20 protein-coding genes are annotated in these 20,988 nt (G+C 70.1%); 13 read left to right on the forward strand and 7 right to left on the reverse strand.

Translation table 11 applies throughout. The features are described from left to right. Positions 1-3: 3 nt before the first annotated feature. Entirely contained in the window at positions 4-1,905 is a 1,902-nt protein-coding gene (locus ACYVKF_RS15835; RefSeq protein ID WP_460967676.1) for a hypothetical protein, read from the reverse strand. A 161-nt stretch (positions 1,906-2,066) separates the two neighbouring features. Between ACYVKF_RS15835 and ACYVKF_RS15840 the strand changes: the two genes are divergently transcribed. Further along, complete coding sequence (locus ACYVKF_RS15840) at positions 2,067-3,059, forward strand: PorA family protein (RefSeq protein ID WP_460967678.1); 993 nt, start codon at positions 2,067-2,069, stop codon at positions 3,057-3,059. Positions 3,060-3,467: 408 nt separating this feature from the next. Here ACYVKF_RS15840 and ACYVKF_RS15845 read toward each other — a convergent pair whose 3' ends face one another. After that, positions 3,468-4,988, reverse strand: a complete 1,521-nt coding sequence (locus tag ACYVKF_RS15845) for an MFS transporter (RefSeq protein ID WP_056918932.1) — start codon at positions 4,986-4,988, stop codon at positions 3,468-3,470. Positions 4,989-5,170: 182 nt separating this feature from the next. Further along, on the reverse strand, positions 5,171-5,977 hold the full coding sequence (locus tag ACYVKF_RS15850) for a class I SAM-dependent methyltransferase (RefSeq protein ID WP_460967680.1): 807 nt from the start codon (positions 5,975-5,977) through the stop codon (positions 5,171-5,173). Positions 5,978-6,134: 157 nt separating this feature from the next. Here ACYVKF_RS15850 and rpsA point away from each other — a divergent pair, with 157 nt between their 5' ends. The 7 genes from rpsA to ACYVKF_RS15885 all read left to right on the forward strand — a co-directional run bounded on the left by rpsA (position 6,135) and on the right by ACYVKF_RS15885 (position 11,447). Then, positions 6,135-7,646: a 30S ribosomal protein S1 gene (rpsA, locus tag ACYVKF_RS15855; RefSeq protein ID WP_056918934.1), complete on the forward strand. Its 1,512-nt coding sequence runs from the start codon at positions 6,135-6,137 to the stop codon at positions 7,644-7,646. Positions 7,647-7,782: 136 nt separating this feature from the next. Continuing rightward, a complete protein-coding gene (locus tag ACYVKF_RS15860; protein WP_460967683.1) occupies positions 7,783-8,550 on the forward strand; it encodes a DUF4184 family protein in 768 nt (255 codons plus the stop codon). Between the two features lie 10 nt (positions 8,551-8,560). Further along, on the forward strand, positions 8,561-9,025 hold the full coding sequence (locus ACYVKF_RS15865) for a PPOX class F420-dependent oxidoreductase (RefSeq protein ID WP_056917051.1): 465 nt from the start codon (positions 8,561-8,563) through the stop codon (positions 9,023-9,025). Between the two features lie 94 nt (positions 9,026-9,119). Further along, complete coding sequence (locus ACYVKF_RS15870; protein WP_460967685.1) at positions 9,120-9,476, forward strand: hypothetical protein; 357 nt, start codon at positions 9,120-9,122, stop codon at positions 9,474-9,476. 46 nt (positions 9,477-9,522) lie between these two features. Next, positions 9,523-10,713, forward strand: coding sequence for a dephospho-CoA kinase (coaE, locus tag ACYVKF_RS15875; protein WP_460967687.1), 1,191 nt, complete (start codon positions 9,523-9,525; stop codon positions 10,711-10,713). Further along, entirely contained in the window at positions 10,706-11,083 is a 378-nt protein-coding gene (locus ACYVKF_RS15880; protein ID WP_056914299.1) for a YidH family protein, read from the forward strand. Before coaE ends, ACYVKF_RS15880 begins: the two co-directional genes overlap by 8 nt. A 43-nt stretch (positions 11,084-11,126) precedes the next feature. Further along, the gene (locus tag ACYVKF_RS15885; protein WP_460967689.1) at positions 11,127-11,447 is read left to right on the forward strand and encodes a DUF202 domain-containing protein; all 321 of its coding nucleotides are present in this window, start codon (positions 11,127-11,129) and stop codon (positions 11,445-11,447) included. Here the strand turns inward: ACYVKF_RS15885 and ACYVKF_RS15890 are convergent. Beyond that, on the reverse strand, positions 11,440-12,645 hold the full coding sequence (locus ACYVKF_RS15890; RefSeq protein WP_460967691.1) for an MFS transporter: 1,206 nt from the start codon (positions 12,643-12,645) through the stop codon (positions 11,440-11,442). The two genes, ACYVKF_RS15885 and ACYVKF_RS15890, sit on opposite strands and share 8 nt — an antisense overlap. Before the next feature lie 134 nt (positions 12,646-12,779). On the opposite strand from ACYVKF_RS15890, the gene uvrB reads away from it, so the two are divergent. Together uvrB and ACYVKF_RS15900 are read left to right on the forward strand one after the other, a co-directional pair. Then, on the forward strand, positions 12,780-14,888 hold the full coding sequence (gene uvrB, locus ACYVKF_RS15895) for an excinuclease ABC subunit UvrB (protein ID WP_460967693.1): 2,109 nt from the start codon (positions 12,780-12,782) through the stop codon (positions 14,886-14,888). Positions 14,889-15,237: 349 nt separating this feature from the next. Next, positions 15,238-16,242: a TerC family protein gene (locus ACYVKF_RS15900; RefSeq protein ID WP_056917053.1), complete on the forward strand. Its 1,005-nt coding sequence runs from the start codon at positions 15,238-15,240 to the stop codon at positions 16,240-16,242. 64 nt (positions 16,243-16,306) lie between these two features. On the opposite strand, the gene ACYVKF_RS15905 is transcribed toward ACYVKF_RS15900, so the two are convergent. Together ACYVKF_RS15905 and ACYVKF_RS15910 are read right to left on the reverse strand one after the other, a co-directional pair. Then, entirely contained in the window at positions 16,307-17,179 is an 873-nt protein-coding gene (locus tag ACYVKF_RS15905; protein WP_460967695.1) for an EamA family transporter, read from the reverse strand. 44 nt (positions 17,180-17,223) lie between these two features. Beyond that, complete coding sequence (locus tag ACYVKF_RS15910; protein WP_056917054.1) at positions 17,224-17,886, reverse strand: MBL fold metallo-hydrolase; 663 nt, start codon at positions 17,884-17,886, stop codon at positions 17,224-17,226. Between the two features lie 317 nt (positions 17,887-18,203). Between ACYVKF_RS15910 and ACYVKF_RS15915 the strand changes: the two genes are divergently transcribed. The 3 genes from ACYVKF_RS15915 (at position 18,204) to ACYVKF_RS15925 (ending at position 20,282) form a co-directional block, all read left to right on the forward strand. After that, entirely contained in the window at positions 18,204-18,722 is a 519-nt protein-coding gene (locus ACYVKF_RS15915) for a sensor histidine kinase (RefSeq protein ID WP_056914303.1), read from the forward strand. After that, positions 18,719-19,369, forward strand: coding sequence for a response regulator (locus tag ACYVKF_RS15920; RefSeq protein WP_056914304.1), 651 nt, complete (start codon positions 18,719-18,721; stop codon positions 19,367-19,369). Before ACYVKF_RS15915 ends, ACYVKF_RS15920 begins: the two co-directional genes overlap by 4 nt. Positions 19,370-19,607: 238 nt before the next feature. Further along, on the forward strand, positions 19,608-20,282 hold the full coding sequence (locus ACYVKF_RS15925; protein ID WP_056914305.1) for a response regulator: 675 nt from the start codon (positions 19,608-19,610) through the stop codon (positions 20,280-20,282). 2 nt (positions 20,283-20,284) lie between these two features. Here the strand turns inward: ACYVKF_RS15925 and ACYVKF_RS15930 are convergent, their stop codons facing one another. Further along, positions 20,285-20,980, reverse strand: coding sequence for a maleylpyruvate isomerase family mycothiol-dependent enzyme (locus tag ACYVKF_RS15930; RefSeq protein WP_460967698.1), 696 nt, complete (start codon positions 20,978-20,980; stop codon positions 20,285-20,287). Positions 20,981-20,988 lie beyond the last annotated feature (8 nt).

A 20,988-nucleotide genomic window follows, 5' to 3' on the forward strand; every position in this document is an offset into this window, starting at 1 on the left:
CACCTAGCTGCTCGGGGTGGGCTGGCCCACCTGGAGGTCGCCCACGCAGAAGTTCACGCCCGGGGGGATGTCGGAGATGGTGACCGTGGTCCCGCTGCCCTCCAACGGCAGGAAGACCTGCCCCAGTCCCTTGGCGAAGGTGACCTGCTGCTCTGCCTTGCCCATCGACACGGTCCCGGTGGTGGCCGTGTCGGACAGGTAGCCGATCCGGACCGCCCACTCCCAGTCGAACGCGGGCCCGGTCAGCGGCACCGTCACGGTGCCCCCCTTCACGGGCAGGCAGCCCTGTCCCGGGCGGCTGGTCACCCCGGGAGCGACGGCCATCGGGACGAGGCTTCCGTCGCCGCTCATCATGTAGGGCTTGGCGGAGGCTCGCTCCTGGTACATCTGGCGCCGCTGCTCGTCGCTCACGAGCGGGGCCAGGAACCGGCTGACGGAGTTGTACTCGAGGAAGAACGGGGACAGGATCCCGCTCGGCACGGCCGTGTCGTAGAGCCGGGCGTCGGCGGGCATACGTCTCAGCGACTCCACCGCGTTGGCCGTGAACGCCCGCGCAGGGTTCTTCGTGCTCACCCTCGCGTAGTCGCCGACTGAGTGGATGGAGACGGCGATCATCAGGACGCCGGCCAGCGGGAGGGCGGTCCACAGCTGCCCGGGACGAACCGCTGCGAAGACTCGGGGCGCGGTGGGGGTCCACGGGTCCTCCTCACCGCGCAGGCGCATGAGGCACGCGGCGATCGTGACGACGAGCGGCACCACCGCGTCGGCGAGGTAGCGCGTCTCCAGTCCGGCGACGGCACCGATGAAGGCCACCCGACCCACGCCGATGATCGCGAGCGAGCCGGCGAGGTAGACCAGCAGGGCCAGCCAGAACCGGCTGGCGCGACGGCGCAGCACCAGCGAGGCCATGATGAGCGCGGCGGCCACGATCCAGCACGCCCAGTCGAACGGGCGCGGCGACCCGACGAGCCCCAGGCCGTAGCTGAACTCCTGCCACGACCACGGGCCACCCAGGGCGCCGGGGGCGAACGTCCGCAGGAGGCTGAGGTAGGTGAAGTCGGACAGTCCTCCCGGCGAGGGAGCAGTCGCGAACGTGCCCTCGGTGGTGCTGGAGGAGTGGAGGTACAGAGCCAGGTATGCCGCGGTGACCGCGGTGTACCCGATCCAGACGAGCCGCGTGCGGCGGACCAGACCGAGGACGGGACGCAGGCGCAGCTCGGTGGTGGGGGAGATGGCGAGGGTGAACAGGACCACGTAGGGGAGGAAGAGCAGGATCTTCTCGAAGCTGGCGCAACCCACCGCGAACCACAGCGTGGCGACGGCCGCGTCCAGCGGACGACCCGAGCGGACGAACCGCGTGTGCCACCTCAGGGCGCCGGCGACGGCGATCATCAGGGGCAACCAGATGATGGCGGCCGACAACCAGTTGAACGCCGGCAGCGTCAGGGGGGTGAACGAGAACACGACGTAGGGCGCGAGGACCAGTGGGTTGCGGCCGAAGAGCTCGATGAGCAGCTTCCAGACCATGACCGACAGGATGAGCTGGCCGACCAGCAGCGTGATGCAGGTCCAGCCCCAGCTCAGTGGGGCGAAGTGGGCCAGGAGCCACATGGTGGCGAAACCGATGGGCTCGAAGTGACCGGTGTGCACCCGGGTCAGGTACTCCCAGGACAGGGGGTTCTCCATCGCCCGGGCGCTCAGCATGAAGTCGTCGGTGATGAAGTAGCTGTCCTTGAGGACGCTCAGCCGGATGGCAAGGGCCAGCACCGTGATGACGAGGAACGCGGACCGCAGCGGGTTGGTGGCCAACCAGTGTCCGCCGGGGATGGCACCGCTCGTCGTCGGCGACTCGTCGTCCGAGTCCCGGGTCGGGCCCGGAGAGGTGGTCGTCGAGGAGTGAGTCACGCGTGGTCCTGGTCGTTCGAGCCGATGTCACGGTCAGGGTAACCGGGCCGGAGTCGCTCCCGGTCACGTTCGTGCGACTCGGCGTGTGCGTCGCCAGATTGGGTACGGCGCCGGCTACCCGCTGGTAGGGTCCAGCCACCTCATATCAAGGAGATCCGCACATGCGTCGAGTGCTGGGCAGCGTTGCCACAGTTCTGGGAGTTCTGTTGTTGGGCATCGGCATCGTGGCCAAGCCCGTCCTGTACGACCGGCTTGCGACCGTCAAGCTGGACCAGCGTTCGACCTCCGTGTCGCAGGGGTCGGGGATGTCCGCGCTCTACGCGCACGAGGTGAACGGCTCCGCGGTCTTCGAGAAGCTCCAGAACGTCACCCTCCGCAGCACCCGCCAGGTCGTCGGGATCCCCGGTCGGCTCACCGAAGCCAAGAAGCAGGACACGGATGCCTTCTGGCAGACCACAGTCCGCTCCCAGGCCGAGATCGACGGCAAGTGGACCGACCTGAGCTACAGCAACGAGGGCGTGTCGTTCAACCGCAAGACGGGCACGGCGACGAACTGCTGCGGCGACTACAAGTCCGCCGGTGACCTCGACGACCCGTCGAAGCTGGTGCCGGTCGACCACAAGGGCAACTTCTTCAAGTTCCCGTTCGACGTCCAGAAGAAGTCCTACTCGTGGTGGGACGGGGACCTCGGCAAGGCGACGGACATGCAGTTCGTCCGCGAGGAGAAGATCGAGGGCCTGAACACCTACGTCTTCCGCCAGATCATCGACAAGGCGCAGGTCGCCCAGCGCGATGTCCCCAAGGCCATCTTCGGGGACTCCTCGTCCGGCAACGTCCAGGCGTCCGTCATGTACGGCAACGTCCGCACGCTGTGGATCGAACCGCACACCGGTGTGCTCATCAAGGGCCAGGAGCAGGTCGACAAGTCGTTGGTGGCCGCCGGCTACGACGAGGTCCCGACGACGCTCGGCACCATCGGCTACAGCGACGCGACGGTGAAGAAGAACGTCGAGGACTGGTCGAGCAAGGGCGCCCTGCTGGGCTTCATCGGTGGCGCGCTCACGCCGGTGGGCATCGGGCTCGGGATCCTGCTCATCGCCCTCGGGCTGGTCCTCACCCTCGGTGGCGGCCGCCGGGGCCGCCGGGAGGCCTGACCCCCGCGAACAGCGAGGAAGGGCCCGGTCGGAGATCCGACCGGGCCTTTCTCGTTGCACCCGTGCCGTGCGCCCGCGTGGGGTCTGCCCCATGAGGGGGCCGTCGGGTCGGCGGAGTGGCTGCTCCCTGCCGACCCGACGGCCCGGGGAGGTGCCGGTGCGAGGCGTCCCGCCTGTGGGGGATGGCGTGGGCGCCTCGTCCGGTCACGGACGGATTCGTCGTCTTTCAGGTATAGCGCCACTTCGGCGTTTTGTCTCGGCGAACCTGCGAATGGTGCCGGGTGCGCCCGTCTGCGCACGGTCGCCGTGGCCCTCGTCCGGAGGTGGACGCGCCGAGGCCCGGTCCCGTCCGGAGGTGGACGCGCCGAGGCCCCGGTCCCATTCGGGACCGGGGCCTCGGCGCACGGTTCAGGCCGTCGACGGCTGGGGCTGCCGGGGACCGCGGCCCGTTCCCTGGTCGCCGGGGCCACCGTCGGAGTCGGCCTCGTCGGCGGTGAGCGGCTGGGCGATGCTCTCCAGCGACTGGCCCTCGGCCTTGACGCCGAGGAACGCCTCCGCGAGGCCGCCGATGACCATCAGGGCCGCGCCGAGGAAGTAGCCCACGGCCAGACCGGTGATGTCCTTGGACGCCGAGGCGTCGTCGATGAGCTTGCCGAACAGCAGCGGACCACTGATGCCGCCGGCCGCGGTGCCGATCGCGTAGAAGAACGCGATGCACAGGGCACGGGTCTCGAGCGGGAACACCTCGCTGGCGGTGAGGTAGGCGGCGCTGGCCCCGGCCGAGGCGAAGAAGAAGATCACCACGCCGAACAGGGTCAGGGTCACTGCGCTGAGGCCACCCAGGCTGAAGCCGGCGATGGCCAGCAGCACGCCCGACAGGAGGTACGTCCCGGCGATCATGCGCACCCGGCCGATCGAGTCGAACAACGGGCTGAGCAGCAGTGCGCCGGCGAAGTTGCTGACGGCGAAGATGGCGATGTACCACCCGGTCTGCTTCACCCCGAAGAACGTGGTCAGGCTGTCGCCGTAGGTGAAGAAGAAGGCGTTGTAGAGGAACGCCTGGCCGACGAACAGCAGGAAGCACAGGACGGTGCGGCGCGGGTAGAGCGTGAACACCGTCTTGGCGATCTCCGGGATGGAGATCGTGCGTCGCTGCCGGATGGTGATCGGCTCGTCGTCGATCGTGGGCAGGTCGCGTCCGGTCTCCTCGGCCACCGTCCCCTCGATCTGCTTGACGATCGTCTCGCCCTCGTCCTCACGGCCGTGGATGAACAACCAGCGCGGGCTCTCCGGGACGTGGCGTCGCACCACGAGGATGCCCACGGCGAGGATGGCGCCCAGGCCGAAGGCGAGCCGCCAGCCGATGGCGGGGTCGAGGACCTTCGGGTCGAGCAGCGGGATGGTGAGCAGGGAGCCGAGGGCGGCACCGATCCAGAACGAGCCGTTGATCGCCACGTCCACGCGACCGCGGTACTTCTTGGGGATCAGCTCGTCGATCGCCGAGTTGATGGCGGCGTACTCGCCGCCGATGCCCATGCCGGTGAGGAACCGCGCGATGAAGTACCAGAGCGGGTTCGGTGCGAACGCCGTGAGCACGGTGGCCACGGTGTAGACGCCCAGGGTGAGCAGGAACAGCTTCTTGCGACCGAACTTGTCGGTCAGCTGTCCGAAGAACAAGGCTCCCAGGCACGCACCGGCGACGTACACCGCGCCGGCCATCCCGATGTCGGAGCTGCTGAGGCCGAGTCCGGTGTCGGTGGGCTTGAGCGCCTCCGACATCGAGCCGACGATGGTCACCTCGAGGCCGTCGAGGATCCACACGGTCCCCAGGCCGATCACGACCATCCAGTGCCACCGGGCCCAGGGCAGGCGGTCCAGCCTGGCCGGGATGTCGGTGGTGATGCGTCCTGTTTCGACGTCTGACGCCACGGTTCCTCCTCATTGAGTTCCAGGCGCGGACCCGTGGTTCGGGTGCGGCGCCGCCAGAACGCTAGGGCGAACCGGGACCATCCGCACTCCGGGGAGCGAACCGGGCACCCTGCGTCCGCGCCATACCGGCACCGGCCGCGTCCGGTATGGCGCCCGGCCGGCGTCCGCGGAGAAGGTGCAGGTCAGGGGCGGTAGCAGACGAAGATCGCGGTCCCGGGGAACAGCTGTCCGCGCAGCGGGGACCACCCGCCCCACGCCTGGTCGTTGCGGTCGGGCCACTCGGGCTCGACGAGGTCGACGAGGAACAGGCCTGCGGCCACCAGCTCGCGGACCCGGTCGCCGACGGTGCGGTGGTGCTCGACGTAGCTCGCCTCCCCGTTCGAGTCGCTCTCGACGTAGGGCGTGCGGTCGAAGTAGGACTGGCCCACCGTCAGGCCCGCGGGGCCGGGGTCGTCGGGGAAGGCCCAGCGGAAGGGGTGCGTGGTGGAGAAGACGAACCGGCCACCGGGGCGCAGCACCCGGGCCACCTCGCGCATGAGGAGAGCCGTGTCCGCGACGAACGGCACGGCGCCGTACGACGTGAAGACGAGGTCGAAGCTGCCGTCGGCGAAGGGAAGGGCCACCGCGTCGCACTGGGCGAACGGCACGGCCTGCTCCGGGGTCGACCTCCGGTTGAGGTCGAGGCCTTGGCGCACCATCCCGGCGGACAGGTCGGTGGCGACGACGGTGCCCCCGGCGGCGGCGACCCACCTGGCGCACTGCCCGGCACCCGCACCGATCTCGAGGACCCGGCGTCCGGCCACCTCGCCGAGCAGCGTCAGCTCCTCCTCGCGCCAGCCCTCGGGTCCCCAGACGAACTGGGCGTCACCGAGGAAGGTGCCGTGCTCGGCGTAGTACTCGCCGGCCTCGGCGTCCCACCAGGACCGGTTGGCGGCCGCGGTCTCCTCGGCTCCCGCGTCGCGACGGTTGACCTGCGCAAACTCGCTCACCGGTGGACCTCTCGTGTTTTGACCGTGCGGGGACGGCCTCGGTAGGGTGGGGGAGCACATCCGTGTGCGCGCTTCGTCGTGTCACCCCACCGGTGCGCGCGAGCGTGAGCACAACAACCATCTTCTATTCACTGTCCATCATCGGAGTTCCTACTACATGACTGCCAGCACGGTCGAAAAGACCGCCCCTCAGGTTGCCATCAACGACATCGGCACCGAGGAAGAACTGCTTGCCGCGATCGACGCGACGATCAAGGATTTCAACGACGGCGACATCGTCGAGGGAATCATCGTCAAGGTCGACCGGGACGAGGTCCTGCTCGACATCGGTTACAAGACCGAGGGTGTCATCCCCTCCCGCGAGCTCTCGATCAAGCACGACGTCGACCCCTCTGAGGTCGTCAAGGTCGGCGACGAGGTCGAGGCCCTGGTCCTCCAGAAGGAGGACAAGGAAGGTCGTCTGATCCTGTCCAAGAAGCGCGCGCAGTACGAGCGCGCCTGGGGCACGATCGAGAAGATCAAGGAAGAGGACGGCGTCGTCACCGGCACCGTCATCGAGGTCGTCAAGGGTGGACTCATCCTCGACATCGGCCTCCGTGGCTTCCTCCCCGCGTCCCTCGTCGAGATGCGTCGCGTCCGCGACCTCCAGCCCTACGTGGGCAAGGAGATCGAGGCCAAGATCATCGAGCTCGACAAGAACCGCAACAACGTGGTCCTGTCGCGCCGTGCGTGGCTCGAGCAGACCCAGTCCGAGGTGCGCACCACGTTCCTCAAGGAGCTCCAGAAGGGGCAGGTCCGCTCCGGCGTCGTCTCCTCGATCGTCAACTTCGGTGCGTTCGTGGACCTCGGCGGCGTCGACGGCCTCGTCCACGTCTCCGAGCTGTCCTGGAAGCACATCGACCACCCGTCCGAGGTCGTCGAGGTGGGCCAGGAGGTCACCGTCGAGGTTCTCGACGTGGACATGGACCGCGAGCGTGTCTCCCTGTCGCTCAAGGCGACGCAGGAGGACCCGTGGCAGCACTTCGCCCGGACCCACGCGATCGGTCAGGTCGTCCCGGGCAAGGTCACCAAGCTCGTCCCGTTCGGTGCGTTCGTGCGCGTCGACGACGGCATCGAGGGCCTGGTCCACATCTCCGAGCTGGCCGAGCGCCACGTGGAGCTGCCGGAGCAGGTCGTCACGGTCGGTTCCGACATCTTCGTCAAGGTCATCGACATCGACCTCGAGCGTCGCCGGATCTCGCTGAGCCTCAAGCAGGCCAACGACGACAGCGCGCCCACGGCCGAGTTCGACCCGACGCTCTACGGCATGGCCGCGGAGTACGACGAGAAGGGTGACTACAAGTACCCGGAGGGCTTCGACCCCGAGACCCAGGAATGGCTCGAGGGCTTCGACGCCCAGCGCGAGAAGTGGGAGAAGCAGTACGCCGAGGCCCACGCTCGCTGGGAGGCCCACAAGGCCCAGATCGAGGAGGCCACCAAGGCCGACGCCGAGGCTGCGGCCAACGCCGGTGCCGCGACGTCCTACTCCTCCGACTCGGGTTCCTCCTCCTCGTCGTCGTCCGACAGCGACTCGGGCAGCAGCAGCCGCCCGGCCGCTCCGGCGTCCGAGGGCACCCTGGCCTCCGACGAGGCCCTCGCCGCGCTGCGCGAGAAGCTCACCGGCAACTGAGCCCACGCTCGCGCCATACCTCGGTATGGCGTGGTCACGGCTTCGAGAGGCCCGGTTCCCCTGCGGGGGAGCCGGGCCTCTCGGCGTTCCCCGTGTCGGGCGCTGCAGAGGTGCCTGCCCGTGCTTGGCTGTGGCGGTGCCCTTCACCGTCAGCCACGTCGCCGCAGTCCTCCCGGTCGCCGGGCGGTCCGAGCGGTTCCTGCCCGCGGCCGGGCTCGTGGCAGGGTCGATGGCACCGGACTACCCGTGGTTCCTCACGGGCGGGCGTTCGGCCGGCCTGAGCCACTCCGCCCTCGGGATCGTGAGCGTGGACCTCGTCGCGGGCGTCCTCGGGGTCCTGCTCTGGCGGCGGTTGGTCGCCGCGCCGGTGCGTGACCTCCTGCCGCGTCGGATCGGAAGAGCGGTGCCGGAGCCTGCCCGCACCCGGGTCGTGGACCTGCCCTGGTTGACCCTGGCCGTGGTCACGGGGGCGGTGACCCACGTGCTGTGGGATGGCTTCACCCACCCCGGGAGGTTCGGGGTCAGGTGGATCGGCTGGTTGGCCGCGGAGCACGCCGGGGTGCCCGGGCACCAGTGGGCCCAGCTCGTCAGTGGGGCGGTCGGCGGCCTGGCGGTCCTCGCCTGGGCGGTCGCACGGGTGGTGCGGGAGGACGCGCCGCCAGGGCGACCCGTCATCGGCAGGAGCACCCTCCGCGAGCGGCTCGGCGCCCTGCTGGTCGTCCTCGTGGGCCTCCTCGTCGGTGCCCTGGTCGGCCTGGTCACCGCCCCGCCCGACCTCGAGTCGATGCTCTTCCGGGTCGTCACCCGTGGTGGGCTGGCGGCGGGCCTCGGCGCGGTCGCCGTCTGCCTCGCCTGGCACGCTCGAGCTGCCGGCCGAGTGGGGTCGTCGGCTCCGGGCAGGTAGCGTGCCGGACATGGCACGCAGCATCGCGACGAACACGAAGGTCGACCTCGAGGGGCTCCTGGACTTCGTCCGCCCCCGCCACCAGATGGTGGTCATCACCACGCGGTCCGACGGGCGTCCGCAGGCGTCACCCGTGACCGGAGGCGTCGACCAGGAGGGTCGGATCGTCATCTCGTCCTACCCGGAGCGGGCCAAGACGAACAACGCCCGCAGGCGACCCGAGGTTAGCGTGATGGTCCTGTCGGACGACTTCGGCGGGGCGTGGGTGCAGGTCGACGGGGACTGCGAGGTGATCGACGCACCTGAGTCGGTCGAACCGCTCGTCGACTACTTCCGCTGCATCTCGGGGGAGCACCCCGACTGGGACGAGTACCGCCAGGCGATGCTCGACCAGGGCAAGTCGATCCTGCGGCTCACCCCCACCAGGTGGTCGCCGATCGCGACAGGCGGTTTCCCCGCCCGCCTGGCCGACTGACGCCCGACCCCGCCTCGCCCAGGACGTCACGATCGGGGCACAGGCGGTGCGAATCGCGCCCTCCTCGGGCGTGGAGGCCGCTATCTTCCCGGGCATGGAGGGGACGGTGTGGGGGGTCCTGATCGGCACGGTCAAGACGATCGTGGCGATCCTCAGCGTGCCGGCGTGGTTCCTGGCGGCATACTTCGTCGGCTGGTTCTGGGTGGGGCTCCCGAGCTTCGCCACCTGCAACATCGGAGTCACACCGAGCTGTGCACGCGGCCACGGCATGCCTCAGTACCTCACCGTCCTGGTGCTCACGATCTCGTCCACGCTGCTCCTGCTCGCCGCCGCATCCAGGTGGCACCGGAGTCGTGCCTGGCTCGCGGCCTGCCTGTGTGCCATCGCGGCATGGCTGGTGGCGACGCTCATGGGCGAGCTCGCGTTCGTCCCCCGTTGGTGGCTTGCCTGACTTCTGCCCCCTCTGGACGACCTGAGTCGGGACTAGGGTGGGTGGCATGTTGCGCGTCGGTCTCACGGGTGGAATCGGGTCCGGGAAATCGACTGTGGCCCAACGGTTCTCGGCGCTCGGAGCGGTGGTGATCGATGCCGACGCCCTGGCCCGCGAGGTCGTGGCTCCGGGGTCGCAGGGGCTGCAGGCGGTGGCCGAGCGGTTCGGCGACGACGTGCTCGACGACGAGGGCGGCCTCAACCGCCCGGCGCTCGGGGCCATCGTGTTCGCGGACCCGGCGGCGCGGCGTGACCTCGAGGCGATCACGCACCCGTTGATCGCCGCCCGGACTTCGGAGCTGGTCGAACAGGCGGGGGAGAGGTCCATCGTGGTGCACGACGTGCCGCTGCTCGTCGAGAAGCAGATGGGCCCGTCGTACCACCTGGTCGTCGTCGTGGGGGCGGCCGAGTCGACCCGCGTGAAGCGCCTCGCGGCCACGCGGGGGATGACCGAGCAGGAGGCCCGCAGCCGGATCGCCGCGCAGGCCGGCGACGAGGAGCGCCGAGCGGCAGCGGACGTGTGGATCGACAACGACGGGGCCAGGGAGGACCTCGGGGTCGCGGTGGACCGGTTGTGGAGCGACCGCCTGGTCCCGTTCGAGGTCAACGTCCGCACGGGCACCCGGTCCCGCCGGCAGGAGCGACTCGTCCTGCACGAGCCCGACCCCACCTGGCCGGCGCAGGCCGACCGGCTGCTCGGACGGCTGCGTCGCGCGTTCGGTGACGTCCTGGTCACTGCCGACCACATCGGCAGCACGGCGGTGCCCGGGCTCATCGCCAAGGACGTCATCGACCTCCAGGTGGGGGTGCGGTCCCTGGCCGACGTCGACGAGCCGGAGCTGCTGGAGACGCTGCGCAGGGCCGGATTCCCGCGGCCCCCGGGTGACTGGAACGACAACAGCAAGGACGGGTCGGTCTGGCCCAAGCGGTTCCTCGGCAGCGCCGACCCCGGGCGGATCGCCCACGTCCACGTCCGTGAGGTCGACAGCGAGGGCTGGCGCTGGGCGCTCGTCTTCCGCGACTGGATGCGGACCGACCCGACCGCGCGGGCCGAGTACGCCGCCGAGAAGCAGCGGCTCGCCACGACGACCGACACCGTCAGCGCCTACGCCGACGCCAAGGAGCCGTGGTTCGACTCGGTCCACGAACGAGCGGCCGCCTGGGCCCGGGACACGGGGTGGACGTACCCGCGTGGCTGACGACCGGACCCCGCGCAGCGTCTACGGCGTTGGGGAGGAGCCGGACCCCCGCTTCTCCCTCGCCAACGAACGAACGGCCCTCGCGTGGATGCGCACCGCCCTGGCCCTCGTCGGCGGCGGCGTGGCCATGGTGTCGCTGGCGAGCCTGGACTCCCTGCCTGCCTGGACCGCCCTCGTGGGAGCCGCTGCCTGCCTCGGGGGCGCCGCCCTGTCCCTGCGTGCCGTCGGTGCGTGGGCGCGGGTGGAGCGCGCCCTGCGACTGCGCCAGCCGCTGCCCGCACCGCGCTCGCTGGGGGTGCTGGCAGGCGGGGTCGTCGTCCTGGCCGTGCTCACGCTGGTGCTGTCAGTGGTCGAGCTGCGGCGCCGGTGAGTCCCGGAAGACGCCCCCACCGCTCGCTGCGGAGGTGGTGCGGTTGAGCTCGTTCCCGCAACGTGAGGCGCTCCAGCCCGAACGCACAGCCCTGGCGTGGCAACGCACCGCCGTCACGGCCCTGGTGGCCTTCGTGCCGCTCGTCGTCGTCGCCCTGCGGCGCGACCTGCCGTTCGTGGCAGCCGGTGGCGGGGTCGCCATGGCGGTCAGCACCGGGCTGGTGGTGTCGGTGCGCCGGCGGCTGAGGCAGCTGCACGACGACGAGCGCGGGTACTCGCCACTGCCACCCATGGCCCAGGTCGCCGCGATCACGGTGCTCTGCGCCGTGGGCGGTGTGGCGGTCGCCGTGGCCCGGTTCAGCTGAGGTCGCGCTCGTCGCGCACCGGGACGAGGGGCAGGGCGACGGCGGCGAACACCGCCGCGAGCCCGAACACCACGGCATACCCGGCGTGGGTGGCGACGAGGCCCGCGACCGGGGGCACGCACGCGGCGACGAGGAACTGGCCGGTGTTCTGCAGGCCGAGGGCTCGCCCGCTCCAGAACGGGCCGGCCCGCTCGGCCACCGCGGTGAAGGCGAGCCCGTTGTCCGCCACGGTGACCGTCGAGGCCACGACCAGCACCACGACGGCAACACCCCAGCCGAGGCCGGCGGTGAGGCCGAGAGCCGCCATGGTGACCACCGCAGCGACCGCGACCCAGCGCAGCGGCCGCATCCTGCTGCCCACGACGTCGGACAGCTGGCCGACCCCGATCCGGCCGAGCGCCCCGGCGACCTGGGTGAGCGCCACGAGGACGCCTGCCGCCCCGGCGGACCAGCCGCGTTCGGAGACGAGCCAGACGAGCGCATAGGTCCAGACCACGAACTGGGGCACGACCAGCAGCATCGACACCCCGTGGATCCGGGGGAGGTACCGGTCGGAGCGGTAGGGGCTGTCGGACGCCTGCTGACGTCGGACGGGTCGCGGCGGGTCGATGACGACGGCGGCGACGAGGACCAGACCCAGGGCAGCCGCCGCGGTGGGCACCCACAGGGCGGCCGTCACCCCGTGCGCGTCGGCGACCACGGCCATGCTCACGGCGGCGACCCCGACCCCGACCGGCTGGGCCATCTGCCGGATGCCCATCGCGAGGCCGCGCCGCTCGGGCGGGAACCAGCCGACGATGACCCGCCCGCTGGCCGCGTTCGCGGAGGCCGCGGCTGCTCCGGCGAGGAACAGGGCGAGGGCGAGGGTGGTCGTACCGGGGGCCAGGACCCCGGCGACGGAGGCCACCGCCGTCCCCGCGAGCCCTGCGAGGAGGACGAGGCGTTCGCCGTGCCGGTCGACGACGGCGCCCCAGGCCACGAGGGTGAGCATCGTCCCGAGCACCGGTGCGGCCGCCACCAGACCGGCCTGGGCGAGCGTCAGCCCCGAACGGGCCACGAGCGCGGGGATGAGGAAGGCCGGTCCGTGCACGGCGACGGCCGAGGCCGCCTGGGCGAGCGTGGTGGCGCCGAGCATGGCCCACCGACGGACCGTCCCGACCTCGACGGCGCGGCCCGGTGCGGGGCGGGTCAGTGCCACCCGCCCAGTCAACGCCGCGCACCCGGTGCGCGCAGCCGTGTCTCACCGGATCGTGAGACGCCCGTCCCGGGTGTGCCGCGCAGCCCGCGGGTGGGCCGGCGGCGGCTGTCGGTGGCGAGGCATACGGTGGACCCATGCGTCCCACGACTGACCTGCAACGCACCGTTGCCCCGTTCGAGGTCGTCTCCGAGTTCTCGCCGGCCGGCGACCAGCCGACCGCGATCGCCGACCTGGCCAAGCGGGTCCGCGCCGGCGAGCAGAACACCGTGCTCCTCGGCGCCACCGGCACCGGCAAGTCCGCGACGACCGCCTGGCTCATCGAGGAGGTCCAGCGCCCCACGCTCGTGATGGCCCCGAACAAGACGCTGGCCGCCCAGCTGGCCAACGAGTTCCGCGAGCTGCTGCCCAACAACGCGGTCGAGTACTTCGTCTCCTACTACGACTACTACCAGCCCGAGGCGTACATCGCGCAGACGGACACCTACATCGAGAAGGACTCCTCGATCAACGAGGAGGTGGAGCGGCTGCGGCACAGCGCGACCAACTCGCTGCTGACCCGGCGCGACGTCATCGTCGTCGCCTCGGTGTCCTGCATCTACGGCCTCGGCACCCCGCAGGAGTACGTCGACCGGATGGCGCGGCTCAAGGTCGGCATGGAGGTCGACCGTGACGAGCTGCTCCGCCGGTTCGTCCAGATGCAGTACACCCGCAACGACCTGGCCTTCACGCGGGGCACCTTCCGCGTCCGGGGCGACACCGTCGAGATCATCCCGGTCTACGAGGAGCTGGCGGTCCGCATCGAGTTCTTCGGCGACGAGATCGAGCGGATCTACACGCTGCACCCCGTCAGCGGCGAGATCATGCGCGAGGAGACGGAGATGTACGTCTTCCCGGCGACGCACTACGTCGCCGGTCCCGAGCGGATGGAGCGCGCCATCCGCGGCATCGAGCTCGAGCTCGCCGACCAGCTCGCGACGTTCGAGAAGCAGGGCAAGCTGCTCGAGGCGCAGCGGCTGCGCATGCGCACGACGTACGACATCGAGATGATGCGCCAGGTCGGCTCCTGCTCCGGCATCGAGAACTACTCGATGCACATCGACGGCCGGGCCCGGGGCACCGCTCCCAACACCCTGCTCGACTACTTCCCCGAGGACTTCCTGCTCGTCATCGACGAGTCGCACGTCACCGTGCCGCAGATCGGTGCCATGTACGAGGGCGACATGTCCCGCAAGCGGCAGCTCGTCGACCACGGGTTCCGGCTGCCGTCTGCGATGGACAACCGTCCGCTGCGCTGGGAGGAGTTCCTCGAGCGGATCGGCCAGACCGTCTTCCTGTCGGCCACCCCGGGCCCCTATGAGCTGGCGCAGAGCACGGGCGTCGTCGAGCAGATCATCCGACCCACGGGCCTGATCGACCCCGAGGTCGTGCTCAAGCCGACCAAGGGCCAGATCGACGACCTGCTGCACGAGATCGGCGAGCGGACCGCGAAGAACGAGCGCGTCCTGGTCACCACGTTGACCAAGAAGATGGCCGAGGACCTCACCGACTACCTGCTCGACAAGGGGGTCCGGGTCCGCTACCTGCACAGCGAGGTCGACACCCTGCGCCGCGTCGAGCTGCTCCGGGAGCTGCGGATGGGGGAGTACGACGTCCTCGTCGGCATCAACCTCCTGCGCGAGGGGCTCGACCTCCCGGAGGTCTCGCTCGTCAGCATCCTCGACGCCGACAAGGAGGGGTTCCTGCGGTCCGCCCGTTCGCTGATCCAGACCATCGGTCGCGCCGCCCGCAACGTGTCCGGTCAGGTGCACATGTACGCCGACAAGATCACCCCGTCCATGGCGGAGGCGATCGACGAGACCTCACGCCGGCGCGAGAAGCAGATCGCCTACAACCTGGCCGCCGGGGTCGACCCGCAGCCGCTGCGCAAGAAGATCGCCGACATCACCGACCTGCTCAACCGCGAGGACGCCGACACCGAGGCTCTCATCGGCTCCGGTCGCAGCCAGTCCCGCGGCAAGGGCGGGGGTCGTGGCGGCCGGGGGACGGTCCAGGCCGATGCGGCGGTGGCCAGCGACCGGCTCCGCGGCATGCCGGCCAACGACCTGGCCAACCTCATCCAGGAGCTGTCGACGCAGATGCACCAGGCCGCCACCGACCTGCACTTCGAGCTGGCGGCGCGGTTGCGCGACGAGATCGGCGACCTGAAGAAGGAGCTGCGCCAGATGTCGAACGCCACGCAGTAGCGGCGCCGCGACCCACCGGCATACGGACCGAATAGGGCAGGCGGCCGAAGTCTGGGAGACTGCTCGACGGACCACGCCCGCCTCTTCGGGGGATGCGGTCTGAAGTTCATCGGAGGGCCGGGTCCCCCCGAGGAACATCGCTGTACATGTTCATCGGAGGGGAGTATCCCCACGCGGTGTCCTCGTCATCACGGCAGCTCCGCCCGTGGCCTCCTGGCCGCTCGGGGCGCTGCCCGGGGAGCCGGTCCGCACCAGCTCAGGGGCGGGAGAGACCTCCGGCCACCTCAGTCGTGACCGGAAGGGTCGTCTCGTGAATTCCCTCGTCCATGCCGCCGCGGATGCCGACAAGATGGATGTCGCTCCGTGGGTCTGGTACCTCACCATCGGTCTGATGGCCGCCGTCCTGCTCTTCGACGTCTTCATCATCGCGCGCCGTCCCCACGTGCCGAGCACCAAGGAGGTCAGCATCGCGCTGGCCGGCTACGTCGGTGCTGCCGTCCTGTTCGGCCTCGGTGTCTGGTGGTTCACCAAGGACGCCCACGGCGCGAAGTTCATGACCGAGTACTACGCCGGCTGGCTCACCGAGTACTCGCTGTCGGTCGACAACCTCTTCATCTTCCTGCTGATCATGGCCAGGTTCGGGGTCCCCGAGAAGCTGCAGCAGTCCGCCCTGCTCATCGGCATCATCATCGCCATCGTGCTCCGAGGCATCTTCATCGCCGTCGGTGCCGCCGCGATCAACAACTTCGCCTGGGTGTTCTACATCTTCGGTGCGTTCCTCATCTACACCGCCGTCAAGCTCGCCAAGGAGGGCGAGGGCGACGACGACGAGTACGAGGAGAACCGCTTCATGAAGTTCGTCGAGAAGCGCTTCCCGGCCACCCAGGAGTACGACGGCGCCAAGCTCTTCACGAAGATCGACGGCAAGAAGCTCGCCACCCCGATGTTCATCGTCATCATGGCGCTGGGGACCACGGACCTGCTGTTCGCCCTCGACTCCATCCCCGCGATCTTCGGCCTCACCAAGGACCCCTACCTGGTCCTCACGGCCAACCTCTTCGCGCTGATGGGGCTGCGCCAGCTGTACTTCCTCATCGGGGGCCTGCTGAAGCGGCTCGTGTACCTCAGCATCGGTCTGGCCGTCCTGCTGGCCTTCATCGGGGTCAAGCTCGTGCTGCACGCCATGCACGAGAACGAGCTCCCGTTCATCAACGGCGGCGAGCACATCGAGTGGGCCCCGGACATCCCGATCTCGGTCTCGCTCGGTGCCATCGTCGTCATCCTCGGCGTCACCACCGTGGCCAGCCTGCTGAAGACCCGCAAGGACGACCAGGCGGCCACGCCCGGCACCTGACGGCACCCTCGACGGCACCCGCGTGCCCGCTCCCGGCTCCGTGCCGGCAGCGGGCACGCGCGCGTCAGCCGGTGGACGTCGCAGGCTCCTTGCGACCCCCGGCGCCCATGACGAGGACGCTGGCCAGCACCACGAGCCCCATGCCGAGCAGCTGCCGCCCGGTCAGGCGCTGGTGCAGCACGAGGAAACCGGCGAGCGCGGCCGCCGCCGGCTCGAGGCTCAGCAGGATCCCGAACACCCGCGCGCTGAGGTGCCGCAGTGCTGCGAGCTCCAGCGAGTAGGGCAGCACCGACGAGAGCACGGCGATCCCGAGCCCTTTGACGACCGCTCCGCCGCTCCACTCGGGGACGCTGCGCAAGCCCAGTGGCAGGGTCACGACGAGCGCGACGGCCATGGCGAGGGCGAGCCCGTCGAAGCTCGCGAACTCCCGGCCCGCCCGTCCGCTCGCCAGGATGTATGCCGCCCAGCAGGCTCCCGCCGCCGCGGCCAGTCCCAGCCCGGCCCACTCGACGGTACCCAGCGGTACCTCGAGGGCGCGGGAGATGAGCACGACCCCGATCGCGGCCGCCACCACGGCCAGGAGGTCGCGTGCCCGACGTGCCAGCACCGTCGCCAGGGTCAACGGACCGAGGAACTCGACGGTGACGGCGACCCCGATCGGCAGATGCTCCAACGACGCGTAGAACGCGAGGTTCATCAGCCCCAGCGCCAACCCGAACGCGATGACGGTGCGCCAGGCAACGGGGGAGTGGCCGCGCAGAGACGGTCGGGCCAGCCCGAGGAGGATGGCCGTGGCGAACAGCAGCCGCAGGGTGACCGACCCGGCCGCACCGATCTCCGGGACGAGGGTGGCGGCGAGGGCGCCGCCGAACTGGACCGAGACGACTGCGGTGAGGACGAGCAGCAGCGGGGAGGCCGGAGCTCGCGTCGTCGCCATGGGCGCGACTGTAGTGAGGAGGTCGGGACCGGGTGCAGCTGGTCTCACCAGCCGCGGTCGCGCCACTCCTGCAGGTGGGGTCGCTCGGCACCGAGCGTCGTGTCGTCCCCGTGGCCGGGATAGACCCAGGTCTCGTCGTCGTAGACGTCGAAGACACGGGTGGTCACGTCGTCGATGAGGGCCGCGAAGCTCTGGCCCTCGTTCTTGGTGTTCCCGACACCTCCGGGGAACAGCGAGTCCCCGGTGAACAGGTGGGTGTGCCCGTCGGGGTCGTCGTACGCGAGGGCGATCGAGCCGGGGGTGTGGCCACGGAGGTGGATGACGTCCAGGTCCACCTCGCCGAAGCTGATCCGGTCGCCGTGCCCGACCGTGCGGTCCGGCGGGACCGGGAGTCCGTCGGCGTCCGCGGCACCGCAGATGCTCGTCGCCCCGGTGGCGGTGAGGACGTCGGGTAGCGCGCGGTGGTGGTCCCAGTGCTGGTGGGTCGTGACGACGACGTCGAGACGACCTGATCCCTCCGCCACGAGCTCGAGCAGTCGAGGTGCGTCGTCCGCCGCGTCGATGAGGAGCTGTGCGCCCGTGTGGTGGCACTGCAGCAAATAGGCGTTGTTGTCCATCCCTGAGACAGAGATCTTCCAAATGCTGAGAAGGTTGAGGGTCCTTTTTTCACTTGGGCCAGTCGATTTCACATGTCCGTCGTAGGTCATGTCACGCATTCTGTAGTCACGGGAGGCAATCACGGTGAATCAGTGGGTTCGCCTAGTTCCTATTGACTATTGCTGCTCCTCTTTTTGACGTCATACGTTTGACCCGTCGCGGAAGCAACGGGGGCCTCACAGGGGGTGCAGTCTCCCGTCCGCGGGTTGGTGAGGGATACAACATGGCTGCAACATTTCAGGACTACCCGCGCCCAGTCGCGGGTGGAGAGCTCGACACAGTAAGAGCACTGCTGCACGACCTGCGGCAACCGCTGGCCGCCATTCTGCTCCTCTCGGGAGCTGAAGGTGGCGACAACGCACGAAAGATGAACCTGATCGAGGGCCAGGCCCGTTGGCTGGCCGAGCTCGTCGAGGCGGTGCTGTCCGACGCGTCCGATGACGACGTCGAGAGCATCGACCTCACCACCGTGGTCCGTAGGGCCACCGAACGGGCACAGGTGACCGCCTCGTGCCCGATCAAGATCGATGTCGTGGGTGCGCCGCAGGCTTGGGCGCGACCGGTGGCTCTGGGACGGGCACTCTCGTGCGTCCTGGACAACGCCGTCCGGGCAGCGGGTGAGGAAGGCCATGTCACCGTGGCCGTCCACACCGACGGCGCCGGCGTCCACGTGACCGTGCGAGACGACGGGCCCGGTCTCGGGCGCATCGCCTCTGTCACATCGCTTGGACTCACGACCACGCGCGCCATGGTGGCTGCTTGCAAGGGGTCCTTCCGTCTCTACACGGCCGATGAGGGCGGCGTCGTCGCCGACATCACCCTCGCGCCCGTGTCCGACCGCGAGGCGCTGCCGGCGCTTCCGACCCTTCAGGTGGTTGCATCATGAGGATCGTCGTCTGCGATGACCATCTCCTCCTCCTCGAGGCCCTCGGCCTCGCCCTCGGTGCCAAGGGGCACGACGTCGTCGCCCTGGCCGGTACGCCGGACGAGGCCATCGCCGCAGTGGCGATGCACCGGCCCGAGGTCTGTCTGCTCGACGTGAACTTCCCCGGCGGCAACTCCGTCGCGGCGATCCACCAGATCAGGGAGATCTCACCGGAGACCAAGGTCGTCATGCTCTCGGCCGAGGCCGACCACGCGGTGGTCGGTCGCGCGATCGCCGAGGGCGCGTCCGGCTACGTCGGCAAGGAGAAGCCGATCGTCGAGATCATCGAGATGCTGGACCGCGCGGTGCGCGGCCAGCTCGCGGTGGAACCTGCTCTCCTGCAGCGCGCCCTGCGCCCGCAGAAGACCACGGAGGACCCGCTCTGGGCCCTGCAGTTCCTGACCGACCGTGAGTGGCAGGTCATGCGCTGCATCATGGAGGGACAGACGACCGAGGAGATGGCCGAGGCCCTGGGCGTGCAGCGGAGCACCGCGCGCACGCACGTCCAGAACCTGTTGACCAAACTCGGGGTCCACTCCCGCCTGCAGGCCGCCGCGCTGATGTCCGCCCACGGCTCGCACGAGTCGTGGCCGGCGCACCTGCGCTGAGCCCACCAGGTCCGACCACGACGTCGGACCACAGGGCGCCACCGCACCACTGCACCACCGGCCCCGGTGACGACGCACCCGCGTCGACACCGGGGCCGGTGGTCTCGGTCGACGGGTCCGACAGGGGTCGTCCCACGTCCGGTTTCCGCCTCGGCGGGAGAAGATCACCCTTTTGACGTAGGGGCTTCTCCAGCACCAGTCGGTGGGGCAATCGGTGTGGAGGCGAGAGGGTGAGGTCATGCCTGCCCCCACGCGCATACTCGTCGTCGATGACCATGAGGTCTTCGTCGACGCCCTCGCCGTCTGCCTCGGTGACTTCGACGGCGTGGTGGTCGCAGGAACGGCCACCAGTCTCGAGTCCGGCATGCGCCTGCTCGACCAGGCGTCCTACGACGTCATGGTCCTCGACCTCGACCTCGCCGGTGAGGACGGGCTGCGGCTCGCCCGTGAGGCCCTGCGCCTCAACCCGGGCGCCGGGGTCGTCGTGGCCACCGGCCTCGACGCGTCCGACCGGATCGTCGAGGCCGTCCAGCTCGGCGTGCGCGGCTGGGTCACCAAGACGGTGACGCCCGAAGAGCTCGTCGACGCGGTCCAGGGCGTGGCGCGCGGGGAGACCCGGATCCCTGCGGACCTCCTCGCCGGTGTCCTCGTGTCGTTCTCGCGCGAGCAGCGAGCGCCCCTGGAGCACGTGCAGGGCATTCGCGACCTGACGACGCGTGAGCTCGAGGTGCTCGGGTGCCTGGTGGAGGGGATGAGCCGCACCGAGATCGGCGAGCTGCTGCACGTCTCTCCCAACACCGTGCGGACCCACGTCCAGAGCATCCTGCACAAGCTCAAGGTGCACTCGGCGCTCGCTGCCGTGGCGATCGCCCGGCGCGCCGGCGTCACCGGTGCGTCGATCCTCACCAGCTGAGCTCAGGCGCCCCGGGGCAGCTCGGGGACACGACCACCGTCGGCCCGGACCTGCGAGCCGTCGCGACGTGCGAGCCACAGCATCAGGCCACCGAGGCTGCCGCTGACCGTGGTGCTGCCCTCGCCGACCGTCCAGGTGTCACCATCGTCCGCGCGGAGGGTCACCGCGGGGGGCCTGCTCCCGAGCGCGAGGCGGTCCACCGCGTCGGCGACGAACGCGCGCAGCAGGTCCGGCTCGACGTCGTCGAAGGTGAATCCCGCGTCGAGGTCCACGTGGTGGAAGACGACCTCGCGCAGGCGCAGGAAGGGCAGCCTGCTGGAGGGCACTTCGTAACCGCCCCGCATCTCGACCCGTTCGGCCGCCAGGGTGCCGCCCAGGGCTTCGAGCGCCGGGACCAGGCGTTCCGCGGTGGCGCGCAGGTCCTCGAGCTGCTCGGTGGCCGGCCGCCCCGCTCCTGCCGCGATCTCGGCGTCGCGAGCCCCCGTGCCCCCGGGGTACATGTCCTGCCGCTCACCCGTCACCGCCCACGACGCGAGCCTGGCGATGGCGTCGGCGTTGCGTGCCACGTGGCTGAGGACGTGCCCGCGCGTCCAGCCCTCGCAGAGCGAGGGGCCCGAGACGTCGTCGAGCCGGGCTGCGGTCCCGAGGAGTCGGTCCGTGTGGGCGGCCAGCAGGGTGAGGTCGGTGTCGAGGCTCATCTGCGCCA

The organism is Pedococcus soli, assembly GCF_054782575.1.

Coding starts and splice junctions, on each gene's coding strand:
- rpsA (WP_056918934.1), top strand. CDS start 6,135: ATGACTGCCAGCACGGTCGAAAAGACCGCCCCTCAGGTTGCCATCAAC.
- ACYVKF_RS15865 (WP_056917051.1), top strand. CDS start 8,561: ATGGCACGCAGCATCGCGACGAACACGAAGGTCGACCTCGAGGGGCTC.
- ACYVKF_RS15840 (WP_460967678.1), top strand. CDS start 2,067: ATGCGTCGAGTGCTGGGCAGCGTTGCCACAGTTCTGGGAGTTCTGTTG.
- ACYVKF_RS15915 (WP_056914303.1), top strand. CDS start 18,204: ATGAACCTGATCGAGGGCCAGGCCCGTTGGCTGGCCGAGCTCGTCGAG.
- uvrB (WP_460967693.1), top strand. CDS start 12,780: ATGCGTCCCACGACTGACCTGCAACGCACCGTTGCCCCGTTCGAGGTC.
- ACYVKF_RS15900 (WP_056917053.1), top strand. CDS start 15,238: ATGGATGTCGCTCCGTGGGTCTGGTACCTCACCATCGGTCTGATGGCC.
- ACYVKF_RS15925 (WP_056914305.1), top strand. CDS start 19,608: ATGCCTGCCCCCACGCGCATACTCGTCGTCGATGACCATGAGGTCTTC.
- ACYVKF_RS15920 (WP_056914304.1), top strand. CDS start 18,719: ATGAGGATCGTCGTCTGCGATGACCATCTCCTCCTCCTCGAGGCCCTC.
- ACYVKF_RS15910 (WP_056917054.1), bottom strand. CDS start 17,886: ATGACCTACGACGGACATGTGAAATCGACTGGCCCAAGTGAAAAAAGG.
- ACYVKF_RS15905 (WP_460967695.1), bottom strand. CDS start 17,179: ATGGCGACGACGCGAGCTCCGGCCTCCCCGCTGCTGCTCGTCCTCACC.
- ACYVKF_RS15930 (WP_460967698.1), bottom strand. CDS start 20,980: ATGAGCCTCGACACCGACCTCACCCTGCTGGCCGCCCACACGGACCGA.
- coaE (WP_460967687.1), top strand. CDS start 9,523: ATGTTGCGCGTCGGTCTCACGGGTGGAATCGGGTCCGGGAAATCGACT.
- ACYVKF_RS15870 (WP_460967685.1), top strand. CDS start 9,120: ATGGAGGGGACGGTGTGGGGGGTCCTGATCGGCACGGTCAAGACGATC.